The organism is Nocardia sp. Root136, assembly GCF_001427185.1.
GTDB classification, from domain to species: domain Bacteria; phylum Actinomycetota; class Actinomycetes; order Mycobacteriales; family Mycobacteriaceae; genus Nocardia; species Nocardia salmonicida.
In genome coordinates, this window is the sequence record NZ_LMFE01000003.1 from 121,485 (window position 1) to 138,493 (window position 17,009).

Sequence of the window (17,009 nt, forward strand, 5' to 3'; positions counted from 1 at the left end):
GACCATCCGGCAGGTCCGAAAGCCAACGGCCCGAGGTGATCTCGAGCGTTAGAGCGCGCAGGTGCTTGCCGCCGGCTTCGCAGCGAATCGGTCGCCGAGATAGGTCAGGGCCGTCGACAATCCCACCACAGCTTCGGTACCGTGCTCGCCGACCGAATTCTCCACCAGCTGCACCGGAACCCCAGCGGCACAATACTTTCCGGCCAGCGCCCGTGCCGAGCCGATGGGCGCGAACTCGTCAGCGACGGCGTGATGGAGCAGCACCGGCGCGGCGGGTACGCCCGGGCGGAACAAAGGACTGGCCATCCGAACCACCTTGCTCAATTCGGTGTTGTTCGTAATCGATCCAGGCCAAGCTTCCAGCGCCGCCGCATCGAGGAAGGGATACGCGATTGCGGCGTCGAGCAGGCAATCGCCTTGGCTTGCGGCCAACATTCCGCGGCCGGATTCATTGAGGTACTGAGCCACATCGGCTTCCGGATAGGATCGGTTCAACCCCACCAGCCCGACCACAGCCGCCCCGCCGGCGATTCCACCACTGAAGCCGGACATGGTGGCCTCCAGGTCGGCGACGATCCCGCCCAGCGCCACACCTGCCAATCTCAGATCCGGGGCGTAGGTAGTTTGCGCTTGCGCTGCGATAGCGGTGGCCTGTGCCCCGCCGGAATATCCCCACATGCCGATCGGCCCTGCGGGGTCGACATTCGCCGGCGCGAACGCTCTCGCGGCGCGAATGCCGTCCAGGATGCCGTGGACATAGCCGTCGGCACCGAACAGATCGGAGTCGGGCCCCTGATAGTCCGGCACGACCAGAGCCCACCCTTGTTGCAGTGCAAACCGAATCATGCCGGTCTCGGTATACGCGTTGCTCGGGACGCCCTCGATCCCACCGCGCAGCGCGTAGGAGGGTGCGCATTTCGAGCCGACACCGTCTTCGGCGACCTGGTACGACAGGAGCGGACGCGGACCGCCTCCGGTCCATTCTTGTTGCGGTACAAGAACTGTCGCGATGTAGGCGCGGGGTGACCCATGATTGTCGATCGTCTTGTACTGCACCTGCCACGCATCTGCCGGCAGCGGCTGCAGGAACGACTCCGGTTCGATCACTCGAGACGTGAGCACTGTCCCGTTGGGTAGGTCCGCGAGACCACTTGGCTCGGCGTAGAACGAATCCTGTTCCGGCAGTGGCACTGCCATTGCCGATCCTGCGCAAGCCGTTACCAGCGCGAAAACTGCGCCGACTACCGTCGCCCGCAAAGCCGCCACCGTCCGCATCCCACACTCCCACCCCGAGAACCTGTTCTAGTTTGCGTCCGCGAGCGTAGTGCATTCGACGGGATTCGATACCCGAGTTGCGGGGAAGTCCCGCCCACAAGGCCGGGTACGAACCCCTCCCCCAGCGATATCCCGATGGCCGGTCTGGCGCTACACAGAGTCAGCTACATCTTGGTGTATCGCGCCATGGCGAAACTGTAGAGGCCGTAGGTGATGATGCCCAGGCCTGCCGCGATCAACAGGGTCGCTCCGAAAGGCTGTGCCCCCAGGGTTTTGAACGCGCCGTCGAGTCCGCTGGCTTCGTTGGGATCGGATCGACCCACCGCGATGATCACCAGCAATCCGATGGCCGCGACGGCCAATCCCTTCGCGATGTATCCCACCGTGCCCAACCGACGAACCAGGTTGCTCGGGGAGCCGTGCAAGTCATCGAGGAAGCTCTGGGTCGCACCCTTGTACACGTGATAGCCGCCGATCGCGATGATGATCAACCCGGCGGCGACGAGGGCGATCGTACCCACGCTCGACTGCATCATCGCAGCGGTGATTCCCGTGCTCTGCTCGCTGCTGGATTTGCCCGCACCGCGAGCGAATCCGAAAGCGGAGATGGCGAAACCGAGGTAGACCACCGCCAAGGAGAATGCCTTGACGCGATTGACGGCCTCGGATTTCTTGCTGTCGGAGTCCGGTTTGGAGGAGCTGCCGAGTGCCGCTTCGGCGAGCCGCCACAACGCCATCAGCGAGAACGCCACGACTCCGATCCAGAGCGCGAGGACACCGCCCGGCTTGGCGGCCAGTTCGGCCATGGCCCCCGATTGGTCGGCTGTGCCACCCCCGCCGCCGAGGGCGAGCCGGATGGCGATGTAGCCGATGAACAGGTGCACGAGCCCGCTCATGACGAAGCCCGCGCGGGCGAATCGTTCGAAGATGCTGTTCTGGGCCACCTTGGCCACGGTGCTGGACGAGTTGTCGTACGACGATGGAGAGACAGTGTTGTTCGGCATGGTGATATACCCCCGTGTGATGGATCCGTCGAGGTGGTCCGCAACGGTCGGCGCGCGAGATCTACTGTGAGGTCTCGTTCGGGGGAAGCTAGTTCTTGAAGGCGTCTTTGATCTTGGCGGCGGACTGTTTCAGGTTGCCCTTGACCTGTTCGGCCCGACCTTCGGCCTCTAGGCTTCGGTTGCCAGTGGCGCGACCATACGCCCTCTTCATCCGCCCCTTGGTGGCCTCGACGGAATTCGCGATCTTCTTGCTCATGCTCATGGCGGTTTCCTAGCTGTGTGAGATCCAGTCAAGACAGGGATACCCCCGATCGAGGAGAGAGAACACACGTCGACCGGGGAGCCAGGATTACGGGCGCTCGCGGGGCGAGTGGACACCGACAGGTGGCGACTGACCGCATTCTCAGCCAGGGAAGATCGCGGTCTCAGACGCTGCATGTACTCCATCGCCGCGGTGAAACCCGGATCAGTGAAACGTCGCTCCAACTCCTCTGGCGACACGGCCCCGGCGGCCACGGCCTGCCGGTGCGCGGCGCGCGCATCCTCCACGTACAACCGCAGAAACGCCGGGGTCGCGGGCCAGCTCGTGTCACGGTCGAAAAGCATCACCACGGCATCCCCGATGCGCACCTCGGCATGCCCGCTGCGCCCGCGAGCGTCGACGACTCGCCCCAGTTTCTCGGCCCCGAAAGCCCGCGGGGACCTGTTCGACAGCCATGATTCCTCCTGCAGATCGGCCTACGACTCGTCTTCGACCACAGGAACCATGTAGGTCAGCTTCTGTCCTAGATTCACGCCGACGTCACCGGTAATCGACATCTCCGATTTCGCCACGGCGGTGGGTATGGCATGGCCGATCTGGATCGCCAGCAGTTCGACAATTAGTGACATGTCCGCGCTTGCCGCGAGGTTCGGCCGACCGGACCGAGGCTCAGCCCAACGCACGGTAGTGCCGATGAGCGTGTGTCGCGGAATGACCGATTGTGCCGTCCGATTATCGCCAGCAAGCCGTGGACAGCACACCGATAGTGATAGCCATGACCGCATCTTCCGAAGACTCGCCCAGGCTCGTCCTCGAGCGCATGTACCAGGCCGAGGCCGAGTATCTCGCTGCTGGTGGACCCGGCGCAGCTTCGTTTGCCACGCTTGCTCCGTTCTTCGCGCCGGCTGTCGTGCTGTGGCAGGCAGACGCTCTCCCTTACGGGGGAATCTGGCACGGCCATGACGGTCTGGAACGCTTCTTCCTTGCGATGAGCGCGACCTGGGACCGATTCGAATTGGCTGAACAGACGTTCCTGTCCGATTCCAGTCCGCTCGTCGTCCTGACGCACGTGCACGCCCGGTCCCGGGCCAGCGGTCAAGAGCTGGATTTCCCTATCCTGCAGACAATCACCGTGACCGGTGGGCAGATCACCGAGATCCGACCTTTCTACTGGGACACCGCGACAATCGCCGATGCCTGTTTGCCGTCTACAGGCGAGCTCGACAGCACGACGTAACCAAACACACGGAAATGCCGCTGGGCGAAGCGTTCACTCGAGGTGGAGACCGGCTGACCGAATCGCACTCCCCCGCCGACGCCGCGGAGAAACGGCGTCGGCGGAGTTCACGCGGTACGGCTACCGGTCATGATCGGGCTAGCCGTTGAAGACCACAGCTGCGACGAGAGGACCCGTAGTGGTTGTCATGTCCGGCTGGAGGACGCTGATGCGGCTGCCGCACGTCGCGTTCGAAAACAGTTGAACCACAACATCGGTCTGGTTGTCCATCTGCCGTGCCGGAGCCAGCAGTGGGATGCATTTTCCAGCAGGTGGGTCGATCAAGGCGCGCGTCAGTCCCTCGACGTTGAGGTCGCGGTAATCGAACCCGCCGGTAGCGGCACTGGCTGGGCCGCACAGCCCCACCACCACCGCCGTCGTGCTCGCCAGGACAGCAGCGAGAGATCCGTACCGCCGGACACCGCTAGTGATCGTCATGCCTGTTCTCCCATCGGTCGAATGGTCCACGGGGTATTCGAAGACAGCACAACTGGTGACAAGCACTCGGGCCCAAGCGCTGGATAAGTGTCCCACCTGGTATGACGCCGAAGCGGACTCGACCACAACCGGCCGCTGGTCCGGCGCGTCAGCCGAAATCGCTGAGGTGAGTGCGGTCGTGGCGCCCACTAGCCGAACGCACGGTCGTCAGTGCCAGGCGTGGCGGGTGTCGTACCACTGGTCACCGACTGGCTCACCGGCGAGGTTCCAACTCCAGGACTGCACGGGAGTTATTCGTAGATAGAAGCCCGGCCCCACCATGCCCACTCGCTCGACGGGCGGTTCGGCGCGACCGTAGACGCGGAGACCGCGGGCTATGAACGGATCGATCGAGATCACGTCATCGACGACCAGTGCCACCTCGACGTTGCCCGCAGCGACATTGCGTGCCTTGCGCGTCCCGGGGAACGTTGCACCACCGCCGACCCAGAAGCAGGTGCCGTCGAATTCGACAGCGACTGGCACAACGTCGGGCTGTCCATCCGCAGCTCGGGTGGCGAGGCGAGCGAGCGGCTGTGACCGGAGATAGTCGACTTCGGCATCCGTGAAGCTCATGCCATCGGATTATCCCCTATCGACCACGCATTTCGAATCAGTTGAGTTCGCTCAGGACATATCCGTCCTGAAATGCCGCGACCCCGAGCGAATCGGCCGATGTTCTGCGCCTCGTCGAATGCATGACTAATTGATCGGATATCGACGTCACCTTCGTCGGTGAGCCCGCGACCAACCGTTTGTCGGCGATAAACACGGCGGCGTCTGTGTTCATCCCAGCCATAATGGCCGACGTGAAAGAAGTCGAGGTCCTTGTCGCCCATCACGAGCGCGCGACCTTGCGGGTCGGCGATGTGTTCCTGAAGATCGATGCTGATCAGTCGAATACCGATGTCGAGGTCGAGGCAATGGCCATGGCGCCGATCCCGACTCCGGAGGTCTTGTGGCGCAAGCCGCCTGTGCTCGCGCTCGCCGCGATACCGGGGAAGGCGCTCGGTCGCCTCGGTGAGCCGTCGACCGCGTCGTCGGCGGCGTGGGCCGCCGCAGGTGCCGCCGTCCGTATGCTGCACGACGCGCCGCTCCCGCCGTGGCCCGGTCGCAGCGTCGACGAGATCGCGACGGAACTCGACCACGAATGTGCATGGCTTGCCGAGAGCAGGGTGGTTGCCGCCGACGTGGTCGCATACAACCGCCGAGCTGCCGAGGCTGCGCTCCGACCGTGGACACCCGCCTTCACTCATGGCGACCTCCAGGTCGCCCACGTGTTCGTCGACGGTGACGAGGTCACCGGCATCATCGACTGGTCCGAGGCAGCTCGCGGCGATCCCCTGTACGACCTCGCCACCTTGACACTCGGACACGAGGAACACCTCGGCGACGTGGTCGCCGGTTACGGCAGCGACGTAGACCTCGACGTGATCCGCGCGTGGTGGTCGTTGCGCAGTCTGCGCGGGGTCCGCTGGCTGGTCGAGCACGGTTTCGACCCGACCTCGCCAGGCTGCGAGGTCGACGTGCTGAGAACCCAAGCGATGCGAGGCTGACAGGAACGCCCCGCCCTGCAGATTCGATCAGGCACAAAGGTGATGCGCCGAACGTTCGACGACAGTGGGTCGGGTGCGATGCGGAGCAGTTGCTTGCCATGTTACGGCGCTGATCGGATCAGCCCGCGACGGCAATCAGCCGACACCGGGTTCCGTGTTCAGGAGCACCACGAGATCGCGGGGCAGACCGTGGGTATCGTGCAGGTAGTGGTAGTCGTCGTCGGTCAAGGGGCCGGTGAATCGGCGGTGGGACAAGACTTTTCGTCCGCGTTGGAGTAGTAGGTCGAATTTTCGTTCCTCGTCGAGCAGGACGGTGCGCACCTCGTGGGGGTCAACAGATTGCTGGAAATGCCCGAGGGTGTGTTCCACGAGCTCGATCGGTAAGTCGGACAGGGTGCGGGTCGGATCGTCGCGCCACAGCGTGGTCAGGGTGCGGCGGATCAAGCGGCGGAGTATGTGACCGCGGCCGGACGGGGATGGTGTGACGCGATCGCCGAGGACGACGATGCCCGATCGCAGATGGTCCGACAGCAGTCGCAGCGACCGCTCGTCCAGTGGGCCCCAGATTCTGGGCAGGGTGGTGAGCCAGGGCTCGAAAACATCGATCTCGAAGACGGACTGCGTGTTCTGCAGGATTCGCACCAGCCGTTCCACACCAAGGCCGGTGTCGATACCGGGTTGGCGCATCGGTTCGAGACTGCCGTCGGGATGCCGGACGTAGCGCATCATGACGTGGTTCCACACCTCCACCCACCGGTCATCGGATGTCGGTGTGCCCTGCGGTCTTTCGTCTCCCGTCCAGACGAAGATCTCGGAATCGGGCCCGCAGAGTCCGGTCGGGCCGTTGGACCACCAGTTCTCGTCAGTGGTCGGTTCGACCGGCAACCCCAGTTCATCCCACGTGCGCCACGACTCGTGGTCGGGCTCGACCTGGTCGTCACCGCCGTAGACCGTCACGTGCATCCGGCAGGGGTCGATGCCGAAGCCGTCGCGCAGCAGTTCGAATCCCCAACGCAGGCTCCGCGGGCCGCCGTAGTCGCCCAGTGACCAGGACCCGAGCATTTCGAACACGGTGAGGTGGGTGTCGTCGCCGATCTCATCGAGATCGGTGGTGCGCAGGCATCGTTGCAGGCCGGTGAGCCGCTGGCCGAGCGGGTGGGGTCGGCCCATCAGATATGGAGTCAACGGGTGCATCCCGGAGGTGGTGAACAGCACCGGGTCATCCGGCGAGGGAATGAGCGATCCGCCTGGCGTGATTTCATGCCCGCGTTCGCGGAAGAAGTCGAGGAAAGTCTGAACTGTTTGTTCTGTCGTGATCATGGTGGTTGCTCCATCGATGTGAAATCGACCGGAAGCGACCGCACACGGCAAGTCCGGCAACATGACCGACGCAAACCAGCGGACCGTTTCCGGCCGCCGGCGTGGAAGAAAGAGGTCAGGCAGCGACCGGCGAGCTGAGAGCTCGTGCGGTCGCGGCAGCGATTCGTGAAGTGACCTTCATGCTGTGACGGTAGCAACGGGGCTGTGCCGAGCACCACCGATTTATGGGCTGGAGGTAGTCGACGAAATGCGCCCGGCTCGGGCAAGGTGGCTGTATGGGTAACATCCTGACAAGCGCCACCCGCACCGTTGTCGAAGAGCTTCTGCGTCGAATCGGTTCGGGTGACCCGGACGCCACCTCATCGCTTTACGCTCCGGTCGTCGACTGGAAGTTGGATTGGCCGGAGGACGAGCACGGCCGGACCGAGACCCCGTGGATTCGGCATCGGTCCACGCGCGCCGACGTGGCTGAGCACTACCGCGAAATCTCGCGCTACCACGTGCCCGAACAGAACGGAACCGTGATCGAACGGATCTTGATCGACGGCACGGAGGCGGTGGTCCTGGGTGAAATCCGCCAAACCGCTCGACCTACCGGCCGCGCCTACCGTTCCCGTTTCGCGCTGCACCTCACTGTCGAGAACGACCTCATCACCCGCCACCACGTTTACGAAGACAGCATCGCCGTAGCTCAGGCGTTCGACCCACTAGCGGCGGAGCCCGGTGAGAATTCGGACCGGGCAATCTCTTAGCCCGCACTCCGCTACCGCAGCAGATCGACCGAAACCTCATTAACTGCCGTCTACTGACGGGCTCTTGTCGGGGGCATCGCGGGCATCAATCGTGGCACCGGCGGCAGCGGCACCGACGCCGGTGAGGCTTGGAACGCTTGGATCATGAGGGCGGCGAAGCGGCGGGAGGCCGCGATTCGTGCTGCCGGTGTGCCGGCATGGATGCCGTTGTTGGCCATGATCATGAGGATGAGGTCGTCCACCACGATGTCGGGGCGCAGGCGGCCGGTGTCCTTGGCGCGACGGATCAGTTCGGCGGCGCCGGTGAGCGAGGAGTTGCGGATCGCGGCGAAGTCCAGCGCATGCGGATAGGCGGACATGAAGGCCGCGGCGAACCCGTGGTCGCGGGCTTGCAGCTCGCAGAGCTTCTCGACAGTGCGGCAGAAGCCGTGCCAGGGATCGGGGTCGGCGAGCCCTTCGTCCACGAGCGTCCGGCAGGCGAGCATCTGATCGGTGAACGCCTCGGCGACCAGCATCTCCTTGGTCGGGAAATGGCGATACAGGGTGGCGGGGCCGACCTGGGCGCGCCGGGCGATCTCCCGCATCGGCACGTCCAGGCCGTCGATGACGAACACCGCGCGGGCCGCGTCGAGAATGCGTTCGCGGTTGTCGCGGGCATCGGAACGCAGGGTGTGAGGCAAACCAGTGGTCACCGCTCTCACTTTAGCTAAACGGACGGGGGTGTCCGTTACCGTCCCACTGGTCAGTTCCGCTCGAACAGAACATGGAGGCACCGATGAAGGCGGTCATGGTCCAAGCATTCGGAGGTCCCGAGGTCCTCGCGGTGGTCGAACTCCCCGACCCGAAGCCGACAGTCGGACAGGTGGTGATCACGACCGAGGCGATCGGCGTCGGCGGTGTCGACACCCTTCTCCGAAGTGGCGCGCTGGCCGCCTACGGAGCTACGCCAGGTCGCATTCTCGGCCAAGAGGTCGCCGGCACCGTGACAGAGGTCGGCGAGGGTGTCGACACAAGGTGGATCGGTCAGCGCGTGTGGGCGTTCACCGGCGAGGGCGGCGGATACACCGAGCGCGCCGTCGCCTCGGCCGAGACGCTCGTCCCCCTCCCGCAGACCCTGTCGGCTGTCGACGCGGTCACACTCGGCAGCTCGGCCATGGTGGCCCACTTCGCTTTGCGCCATGCGCATTTCGCGCGCGGCGAGTCGGTGCTGGTGCGTGGCGCGGCCGGCGGAATCGGAGTGGCGGCGGTCCAGCTCGCGGCTGGTGGCGGTGCCGGTGCGGTCGCGGTCACGACCTCCTCGCGCGAGCGCGGCGATCGCCTGCGCGAGCTCGGCGCGACACACGTGCTGGACCGCGCAGGTCGGGGCGCGGAGAACGCCCCGGCGGGCTATGACGTCATCATCGACATCGCCTCGGGCGCGGATCTACCATCGTTTCTCACCATGCTCGAGCCGAACGGTCGCATGGTGGCTGTCGGCGTGATGGCAGGCATGCCGCCGGCGGACTTCGGTATGGAAATGGTCAAGGCGTTCAGGAAATCGACGTCGTTCGCGACCTTCAGTGCCGATACCGTGCCTACATCCGACCGGCGGGCCGCGACCGCCGAACTCTTCGCCGCCTCGATTCGCGGCGAGCTGAAAGCAGTTGTGCACGAGACGCTTTCCCTGGAGGAAGCCGTGCTGGCGCACCGGAAAATGGAGGCCGGCGAGGTACTCGGCAGAATCGCACTCACCCCATCGGCGAGCAAGAAGCGCCAATGAGATCGTTTGCTACGTGATGCACCTGAGTGACCGAGCCGCGCTCGCCGCGGAACTAGAGATGGTCACTGATCTGCAACACTGGCTCGCGAGCCAATCTGGAACAGGCGCAAGCACTTTCGCCCGTTGTCATCGTCGATACAATGCGGACGACGACGAACTCCGCCTCTACGGTGGACCGATGGCATCGATCAAACAGATCCAAGTCACCTTCGACTGCGCAGAACCTGAGCGCCTCGCTCGCTTCTGGTCGGCGGTGTTGGGATACGAGCATCGGGGTTCGGCATGCGTTGATCCCTCCGGTGTGGGCCCCCGCCTGTACTTTCAGCGCGTGCCAGAAGGCAAGGTTGTCAAGAATCGGGTGCATCTCGACGTGCGGGTCGGTACCGGGCTCGTGGGGGAAGAGCGCGTCACCGCGCTCGAGACCGAATGCACACGACTGGTCGCGCTCGGTGCGGTACGTGTTCAACTAATTCGTGCCGATGGTGTCAACGAGTCGTGCCTGGTGATGCAGGACATCGAGGGCAACGAGTTCTGTCTCGACTGAGTGGCCGTGAATGCGGCGCTTTCGGGAGATCGTGGAACCGCTTGTCGTAAAAGGACTCTCGACTATTCCCGGCCCACGTTCAGAATACGGCCGAGGCCTTCCAGCACCGCGCGGGCATTCGCGATGCCGATGCGGGCGGCGATGGTGGGCGTGAGTAGTGCGCTGGGTTTGTCGACGAGTCCCATCACCCGGTACAGGGCGGTCGCGACCGCGGTGTCACGTTCGGCGGCGATCAGCACCGGATCGAGCGCCGCGACGGCGGCTCGGACCGGCAACGAGGCACTGGCGCTCACGTGTGGCATGGCGCCGTCGGCGATCACGGTGAGTTGCCAGGCATTGTCGATCTCGGGCTTGACCGCGCTGTAAAACCTTGCGGCAAGGTTGTTTTTACCCCGAGCGAGGCACTCGCGCAGCACGGCCATCTGGATCGCAGCGACGGTCATGCCCTGTCCGTAGACGGGGCTGAAGCTGCACAGGCTGTCGCCGACCGCGAGCAGTCCCTCGGGAAAACGATCGAGCCGCTCATAGCGGCGGCGCAGGTTGGCCTTGTACCGGAAGGTCGAGATGTCGCCCACCAGTTCACCGTTCTTGATGGCATCGAGTACGTCGGGCGGGGCGATCACTGCGGCGAAGTCGAGGAATCCGGCCGCGTCCTTCGGTGGTTCCTCGCCGTCGTGGCCGATCAGGGTGAGGATGTGGCGGTTGCCTTCGACGGCGAACAGGGCGAGGGCACGCGGGGGTAGGTCGCGTACGCCGATCGTGACCAGCTTGTCGTGGGGCAGTGCGTTCGGCGGCAGCTGGATGAGGGCGCTGCGGTAGATGATGTCGATCGTGGTGCCTTCTTCGACCGGGCGGTCGTAGCCGAGCTTGTCCAGCCATGCGGGAACGACACTGGCACGGCCCATCGATGCTACGACCAGGTCCGCGTCGATGGTTTCGCGCGCACCGTCCGAACGGTCCAGGATCGCGACGCCGGTGATCCGCGTGCCGTCGGCGTTGACGACGGGCGCCCCGGCGTCGCACCTGTCGCGAATGGTGACGTTGGGCAGCGCCTCCACTCGCCTGCGGAGCTGATGCTCGAGGTGTGGGCGACTTGCCTGAAAAGCTTTGTGCCCGGTCGAAACTCGCTTGAGGGTGCGGCCGGCCATGGTGAAGCGGACTTCGCGCAGCGCGTCGCATTCGACTACGCCGCTCGTTCGCATGTCGTCGCCGAACCCCGGGAACAGTTCCTCGAGGATGTCCTTGCCCCGCGGCAGCAGCCCGTGTACGTGGCGCCCCTGCGGGACGCCTTTTCGCGCCTCGGAATCCGGGAGCAGGGCATCTCGCTCGATCACCGTCACTCTCGAGTAGGTCTCGCTGAGCACCCGAGCGGCAAGTAGCCCGCCGATGCCCGCACCCAACACGACCGCGTGATCGCCGATTTTCGGCATGCCCGTACCTCCGAACGTCGATGTTCCGAGTCCTATACACGGATCGATTCGCGGATCCGTCACTGAGACTGAAATCGAATATAGTCTCAGTACCGACTCGACCGCAACCGGTCGTGCCGCCCCGGAGCGAGGAGCATGCAGAATGACCGGCATGACCAATGCGACACAGTCGTCCTCGTTGCTCGCGGACACCGCCTTGGCGATGATGGCCGAGACCGGCCTGGACGACCTGACGCTGACCGCGGTCGCTCGCCGGGCGGGCGTCTCACGCGCGACCGCCTACCGCGAGTTCGGAGACAAGAACGGACTCATCGCGGCCGTCAGCAAGATCGAAGTAGCCCGCATGATGAGCGCCGCCTACCAGGAGATCGACATCTTCACTCCGGTCCGGCAGTTGGCGAAAGACGCTGTGGTCTTTGCTATCTGCTACCTGCGCCGACACCCGGTGATCTCCCGGCTGCGCGACCAGGAACCCGGATGGCTGATCAATGTCGCGATCGAGCACGAAGGGTCCGAGCTCAACCTGATCGAGACAGTCGGCGCCTTCATCGCGCCGCTACTGGCGGCTCGCGACGACAGTGCGTCGCTCATGGTCACCCCGGCGCAGGCCGCGGAGATCGCCGTCCGCACCGTGCTGTCGCATGTGCTGATCAAGCGCAGCAGCCTCACCGACGAACAGGTCGGCGACGCGGTGGCCCGCGCCATCAGCCGCTAGCGGATCCCATACTGCGACGGTTTGCGCCATTCGTATCAGAGAATGACGCCCCGCCGGACGGAGTTCAGTGCTGGCAGAGCCATTCGGTGCCGTAGTGCCCGGCGTTGTCTCCGTCCAGGTGGACCCAGTGGCCGTCACCCTCGCAGGGTGCGCCTTCGACCTGTCCCGAGTTCTGCGGGGTGGTCGAGGAGACCTCGACCGTTGCGGGGGTTTCGGCGGGTGCCGTGGTGCCCGGGCCCGCGCCATGGGTTCGGGTTGGTGCAGATCGTTCCCTCGCAGGGCACCCAGGTACCGTCGCCGTTGGGGTTCTGCATGGCGTCGGGGCCGACGTAACTGCCGAGCGGGCAGCCCGGATCTTGGTTCTTCGCGCGATATTCGGCGCCCAGGTTGTTGCCGGTGGAGCCGTCGGCGCCACGTTGTCCCGGGTCGGTGGTCGGCCGCGACGGGACCGAAGTCGCCGAGGCCGGGCAGCCTTGGTCGATGAAGCGGCGGTCGTGGCCGACGGCGGTCGTGCTGCTGGGCGCCGGCGAGGGTGTCGAGTCCGTCGAGCATGCAGCGGAACCCAGATTGAGGGCCGTTCCGGCGAGAAGTGTCAGCGCACGCTTCATCGAAGCTCCGTTTCAGATGGTGTCCGGCGGCAGATATCCGCCAGTGGGGATGTGGTCCTGAAGGATTCGGCTCGGCAAGCCCACCCACTGACTTCACCCGGGCAACGGGGCGCGGTCAGCCGCGCTCGGCCCCGTGCGGCCACACCACATCGACTGGGACACCTCGCTCACGCGCCAGGGCGACGACGGTCCCGGTACCGGCACGCTCGCCGGCCTGGCCGTCCCACACCGCGATCATCCGGTCGGCCTCGCCGACGAGGACCTCGTTGGCGGCCTCGTAGGCTTCGCGGCCCGCAGTGTCGAAGTCCATCACCCGAACCGTCGTGGATCGCTCGATGAGCGTGTCGAACTGCGCCAGAGCGTCCGGCTTCACCTTCGCCTCTCGGTAATCGCGCGACGGCAGCACCACCTCGAGGCGGCCTCCCGCGTCGAGGACGGCTTCGGCGAACACGCTGTCGGCGCCGCGGGCGAGGCACGAGATGCCGACCGGATTAGGGGTGTCGGCGATCAGATCGGCGATTGCCGCGCGAACGATCGGGACCGTGTCGGCGGTGATGTTCGTGTGCCCGGTGACGCCGATTCGCAGTGCGCCATGGCGGCGGACCGGATCACCCGCCAGGCCCTCGATGTATTCGGCTCCCCATCGGTTCAATTCGGTGACGAAGCCGCGCAGCGCTTTCCCGGTGGTGGTGAGCGAATACTCCACGCGTGGTGGAACTTCGGCGAAGGCGTGCCTGGTCACGATGCCGTCTTGTTCCAGCTCGCGCAGTTGGCGGGTGAGTACGCGCGGAGTCACCTCGCCGACCTTGCGGCGTAGTTCGCCGTAGCGCAGGGGCTCGTCGAGGAGGTATTTGACGATGGTCATCTTCCACGCGCCGCCGAGCACGGCGATGCTCACCTCGACGGGGCAGCTCCGCATCGCTCGCACAATCGGAGCCCGAATTTCGTCCTCGTCAGCCATACGCCCGATGGTATCCAACTCGTCCATATGGACAATATTGTGCATACTGTCGATCCAGTCCAGTGGTTGATAGAAACGAGGGTAAGGACGTCGAGCAACGCGAAGGATTCCGGTGAGCATTTCCGAAGTCGATATCGAGCAGCGCGCGAACCGGCGGGTGCTCCGTGTTCATCCCGCGTGGACGATCGTGGCCGTGGCCGCCCTCGCGCTCATCGCAGCGGGGAGCTTCGCCACGATCGCGGGCCTGATCACCGAACCGTTGGTCGAGACGAAGGGGTGGACTCGCACCGGCATCGGTGCGGCCGTGGCGGTGAACATGGTGCTCTACGGGGTGGTCGGGCCGTTCGCGGCGGCCATGATGGACCGCTACGGCATCCGCCGCGTGACGTCGTACGCACTGCTCGCGCTGATCGCGAGTTCAGTTCTCACCGCGTCGTTCACCCCGTCGGTGATCTGGTTCGTTTTATGGTTCGGCTTCGCAATCGGTATCGGAACCGGGTCGATCACCACGGTGTTCGCCGCGACGGTGGCGAACCGGTGGTTCTACCGAAAGATCGGCCTGGCCACCGGAATACTCACCGCGGCAAGCGTATTCGGCCAGTTCGCGATGCTGCCCCTGCTGTCGGTACTGCTCGAACGGTCCGACTGGCGCGCACCCGTTCTCGCGTGCGGCGCCCTGGCGACGGTGGCCCTACTCGGTGTCCTGTTCTTCCTGCGCGAAAGCCCCGCCGCGGTCGGCGCCGTCCGGTACGGCGCGGATCCGGACACCGAACCGGTCGACACGGACCACCGAGTCAACCCGTTCGCCCGCACGATCGCCGCCCTGCTGCGCGCCGTTGGCGATACTCGATTCTGGGTTCTGGCCTCGATGTTCGCGCTGTGCGGGGCCACCACGAACGGCCTGATGTGGAGCCACTTCACGCCGGCCGCGCACGATCACGGCATGGCCGCCACCGCCGCGTCGGGCCTGCTGGCCATCATCGGCGTCGCCAATATTCTCGGCACCGTCTCCGCGGGGTGGCTCACCGACCGGATCGAACCGCGGCTGCTACTCGCGGTATTCTTCCTCGGCCGCGGCCTGTCGCTCGCCCTCCTTCCGGGGCTGTTCACCAGCGGATGGTCGCCGGACCTCGTCGTCTTCGCCGTGGTATTCGGCATCCTCGACGTCGCGACAGTGCCACCGACACTGACCCTGTGCCGCCGCTACTTCGGCGCCGACAGCGCCCTGACCTTCGGCTGGATCAGCGTCTTCCACCAACTCGGCGCGGGCGCGATGGCCCTCACGGGCGGCCTGATCCGCGATATCAACGGCTCCTACACTCCCCTCTGGATCGCCGCTGCCCTTGCCTGCCTCACCGCGGCCGGCCTCGGAACCGCCGGCTCCCGTTTCAGATGAGTCCCGAGGTCCATCAGGTTCACCAGCCTCTCACTGGGCGAATACTCAGTAACATAGGCCACATATAGTCGACTGCTACGCGACTTATGGCCAATAATTGGGATCCTCACACCAGAATGTGCATTAACTTTTTGGGGCTCGCGCCGAAGGTCGGCGCGTGCTGAGGAGGCCATGATGTCCGCAGTCTTCGTCGATGTCGACCGAACGCCGTCGGAGCGTGCGAGGTGGGCGACGAGCGCCTCGATCACCGAGCGGTCGAGATGACCGGCGACAGCGTGGCGACTGCGGTCGCTGATCTGACCAAGAAGACCAAGTTGCTGGTGCGACAGCTGATCTTGCCGGTCGAGGAGCAGCACGGCGGGAATGCGCACGACCTGCCCGGCGACGTGCGGCGCGCGTTGCAGACTGCGGCGAGGACAGCGGGGGTCTTCGCTCCCCAGGTGGGTGCAGCGTTCGGCGGACTCGGCCTGAACATGCGTGATCGCGCGCCCGTCTTCGAGGCTTCCGGGTATTCGCTGTTCGGCCCTATCGCACAGAACTGCGCAGCACCCGACGAAGGCAATATGCACCTGCTCGAACGAGTGGCGTCGCCGGATCAACAGGATCGATACCTGCTGCCCTTGGCATCCGGCCGAGTCCGCTCCTGTTTCGCGATGACAGAGCCGGTGCCCGGCAACGGGTTCGACCCGTCCACCCTGAGCACGACTGCCGAGAAGACCCGGTACGGGTGGGTGATCAACGGCCGGAAATGGTTCGTCACCGGCGCCGACGGCGCCGCGTTCGCCATCGTGGTGGCGCGCACGAGTGGCGAGCCGGATTCCCGGGGCGGCGCGACGATGTTCCTCGTCGACGCGGGTGCACCCGGTTTACGGGTTCAGCATGACCGGGCGACCGTGTTCGCGCGGGAGTCGGAGTTGATCTTCGAGAATCTCGAGGTGAGCGACGATATGGTCCTGGGCGAGGTGGACCGCGGATTCGACTACGCCCAGACCAGACTGTGGAACACCAGGCTGACCAATTGCATGCGCTGGCTCGGCTCAGCGCGGCGCGCTGCCGACATCGCGGTGGCGCGCGCCGCCACCCAGTCGTCGTCCGGGGGCAGGCTGGGCGATCTCGGCATGGTCCAGCAGTTGATCGCCGACAACGAGATCGACATCGCGGCGTCCCGCGGATTGGTGGACCGGGCGTGCCTGTTGCTCGACGCGGGCGAGCCGTCGGCGCAGGCGACCTCGATCGCGAAGACATTCGTTGCCGAGGCGGTGGGGCGGGTGGTCGATCGGTCGCTGCAGATCTGCAGTGCGCCAGGTAATTTCGAGGACGCGCCACTGTCGTGGCTGTATCGCGAGGTTCGGCTGTTCCGCATAGACGACGGCCCCTTGGAGACTCAACGGTGGGCGATCGCACGTCGGGCGCTTCGCGCAGCCGACGGACGGGCTTCATGAGCACCATGTCAATCAGGCAGACTGGGAGAATTGTCAGATTCCGAGATCTCTCTTCGATGCGATAAGTTACTATCTATTCCAGCTCTGAACAGCTAGAGTATCTAGTGCTATCTAGCCTAGATCACTACATATGCTGCACTGATGCAGCATGATGGCCGGGTTAAGTAATGGATCATTTTCAGCATACTCGGTGCAGAAACGCGGAGGTCACACGGTGTCGGCAGTCGAGCTA

At 65.0% G+C, this 17,009-nt stretch carries 19 protein-coding genes; 8 read left to right on the forward strand and 11 right to left on the reverse strand.

Annotated elements, in window-relative coordinates; all coding sequences use genetic code 11:
• Positions 1 to 48: 48 nt before the first annotated feature.
• The 4 genes from ASD42_RS15560 to ASD42_RS34410 all read right to left on the reverse strand — a co-directional run bounded on the left by ASD42_RS15560 (position 49) and on the right by ASD42_RS34410 (position 3,170).
• Positions 49 to 1,197, reverse strand: a complete 1,149-nt coding sequence (locus tag ASD42_RS15560; protein ID WP_235569583.1) for a lipase family protein — start codon at positions 1,195 to 1,197, stop codon at positions 49 to 51.
• Between the two features lie 242 nt (positions 1,198 to 1,439).
• Positions 1,440 to 2,279 (reverse strand): DUF1206 domain-containing protein, encoded by an 840-nt coding sequence (locus tag ASD42_RS15565; RefSeq protein WP_056817205.1) that lies wholly within the window; start codon positions 2,277 to 2,279, stop codon positions 1,440 to 1,442.
• An 88-nt stretch (positions 2,280 to 2,367) separates the two neighbouring features.
• Complete coding sequence (locus ASD42_RS33825; protein ID WP_174551946.1) at positions 2,368 to 2,535, reverse strand: CsbD family protein; 168 nt, start codon at positions 2,533 to 2,535, stop codon at positions 2,368 to 2,370.
• A gap of 482 nt (positions 2,536 to 3,017) precedes the next feature.
• Positions 3,018 to 3,170 carry a hypothetical protein gene (locus ASD42_RS34410; protein ID WP_156677477.1) on the reverse strand — a complete coding sequence of 51 codons (153 nt, stop codon included), beginning with the start codon at positions 3,168 to 3,170 and terminating at the stop codon, positions 3,018 to 3,020.
• A 146-nt stretch (positions 3,171 to 3,316) separates the two neighbouring features.
• Here ASD42_RS34410 and ASD42_RS15575 point away from each other — a divergent pair, with 146 nt between their 5' ends.
• The gene (locus ASD42_RS15575) at positions 3,317 to 3,778 is read left to right on the forward strand and encodes a nuclear transport factor 2 family protein (protein ID WP_200950462.1); all 462 of its coding nucleotides are present in this window, start codon (positions 3,317 to 3,319) and stop codon (positions 3,776 to 3,778) included.
• A 138-nt stretch (positions 3,779 to 3,916) separates the two neighbouring features.
• Here the strand turns inward: ASD42_RS15575 and ASD42_RS15580 are convergent, their stop codons facing one another.
• Positions 3,917 to 4,255, reverse strand: coding sequence for a hypothetical protein (locus ASD42_RS15580; RefSeq protein WP_056817211.1), 339 nt, complete (start codon positions 4,253 to 4,255; stop codon positions 3,917 to 3,919).
• 207 nt (positions 4,256 to 4,462) lie between these two features.
• Positions 4,463 to 4,870: a PPOX class F420-dependent oxidoreductase gene (locus ASD42_RS15585; RefSeq protein ID WP_056817213.1), complete on the reverse strand. Its 408-nt coding sequence runs from the start codon at positions 4,868 to 4,870 to the stop codon at positions 4,463 to 4,465.
• 224 nt (positions 4,871 to 5,094) lie between these two features.
• Here ASD42_RS15585 and ASD42_RS15595 point away from each other — a divergent pair, with 224 nt between their 5' ends.
• Entirely contained in the window at positions 5,095 to 5,850 is a 756-nt protein-coding gene (locus ASD42_RS15595) for a phosphotransferase family protein (RefSeq protein ID WP_200950463.1), read from the forward strand.
• Positions 5,851 to 5,985: 135 nt separating this feature from the next.
• On the opposite strand, the gene ASD42_RS15600 is transcribed toward ASD42_RS15595, so the two are convergent.
• Positions 5,986 to 7,170 carry an alanine--tRNA ligase-related protein gene (locus tag ASD42_RS15600; RefSeq protein ID WP_056817218.1) on the reverse strand — a complete coding sequence of 395 codons (1,185 nt, stop codon included), beginning with the start codon at positions 7,168 to 7,170 and terminating at the stop codon, positions 5,986 to 5,988.
• Positions 7,171 to 7,445: 275 nt separating this feature from the next.
• Here ASD42_RS15600 and ASD42_RS15605 point away from each other — a divergent pair, with 275 nt between their 5' ends.
• Positions 7,446 to 7,922: a nuclear transport factor 2 family protein gene (locus tag ASD42_RS15605; protein ID WP_131817233.1), complete on the forward strand. Its 477-nt coding sequence runs from the start codon at positions 7,446 to 7,448 to the stop codon at positions 7,920 to 7,922.
• A 50-nt stretch (positions 7,923 to 7,972) separates the two neighbouring features.
• On the opposite strand, the gene ASD42_RS15610 is transcribed toward ASD42_RS15605, so the two are convergent.
• Complete coding sequence (locus tag ASD42_RS15610) at positions 7,973 to 8,614, reverse strand: TetR/AcrR family transcriptional regulator (RefSeq protein ID WP_235569584.1); 642 nt, start codon at positions 8,612 to 8,614, stop codon at positions 7,973 to 7,975.
• An 83-nt stretch (positions 8,615 to 8,697) separates the two neighbouring features.
• Here ASD42_RS15610 and ASD42_RS15615 point away from each other — a divergent pair, with 83 nt between their 5' ends.
• Entirely contained in the window at positions 8,698 to 9,681 is a 984-nt protein-coding gene (locus tag ASD42_RS15615; protein ID WP_056817339.1) for a zinc-binding dehydrogenase, read from the forward strand.
• Positions 9,682 to 9,859: 178 nt separating this feature from the next.
• On the forward strand, positions 9,860 to 10,225 hold the full coding sequence (locus ASD42_RS15620) for a VOC family protein (protein ID WP_056817342.1): 366 nt from the start codon (positions 9,860 to 9,862) through the stop codon (positions 10,223 to 10,225).
• A 62-nt stretch (positions 10,226 to 10,287) separates the two neighbouring features.
• Here the strand turns inward: ASD42_RS15620 and ASD42_RS15625 are convergent, their stop codons facing one another.
• Positions 10,288 to 11,808, reverse strand: coding sequence for an FAD-dependent oxidoreductase (locus tag ASD42_RS15625; RefSeq protein ID WP_156677478.1), 1,521 nt, complete (start codon positions 11,806 to 11,808; stop codon positions 10,288 to 10,290).
• Between ASD42_RS15625 and ASD42_RS15630 the strand changes: the two genes are divergently transcribed.
• Complete coding sequence (locus ASD42_RS15630) at positions 11,807 to 12,370, forward strand: TetR/AcrR family transcriptional regulator (RefSeq protein WP_063893653.1); 564 nt, start codon at positions 11,807 to 11,809, stop codon at positions 12,368 to 12,370. The genes ASD42_RS15625 and ASD42_RS15630 overlap by 2 nt on opposite strands.
• Before the next feature lie 134 nt (positions 12,371 to 12,504).
• Here the strand turns inward: ASD42_RS15630 and ASD42_RS35850 are convergent, their stop codons facing one another.
• Both ASD42_RS35850 and ASD42_RS35285 read right to left on the reverse strand, forming a co-directional pair.
• A complete protein-coding gene (locus ASD42_RS35850) occupies positions 12,505 to 12,978 on the reverse strand; it encodes an acid shock protein (protein ID WP_056817228.1) in 474 nt (157 codons plus the stop codon).
• A gap of 115 nt (positions 12,979 to 13,093) precedes the next feature.
• On the reverse strand, positions 13,094 to 13,939 hold the full coding sequence (locus ASD42_RS35285; protein WP_235569590.1) for a winged helix-turn-helix transcriptional regulator: 846 nt from the start codon (positions 13,937 to 13,939) through the stop codon (positions 13,094 to 13,096).
• Positions 13,940 to 14,051: 112 nt separating this feature from the next.
• Here ASD42_RS35285 and ASD42_RS15645 point away from each other — a divergent pair, with 112 nt between their 5' ends.
• On the forward strand, positions 14,052 to 15,335 hold the full coding sequence (locus ASD42_RS15645) for an MFS transporter (RefSeq protein ID WP_063893651.1): 1,284 nt from the start codon (positions 14,052 to 14,054) through the stop codon (positions 15,333 to 15,335).
• 260 nt (positions 15,336 to 15,595) lie between these two features.
• Positions 15,596 to 16,777, forward strand: a complete 1,182-nt coding sequence (locus ASD42_RS15650) for an acyl-CoA dehydrogenase family protein (protein WP_056817347.1) — start codon at positions 15,596 to 15,598, stop codon at positions 16,775 to 16,777.
• The last annotated feature ends 232 nt before the right edge of the window (positions 16,778 to 17,009 follow it).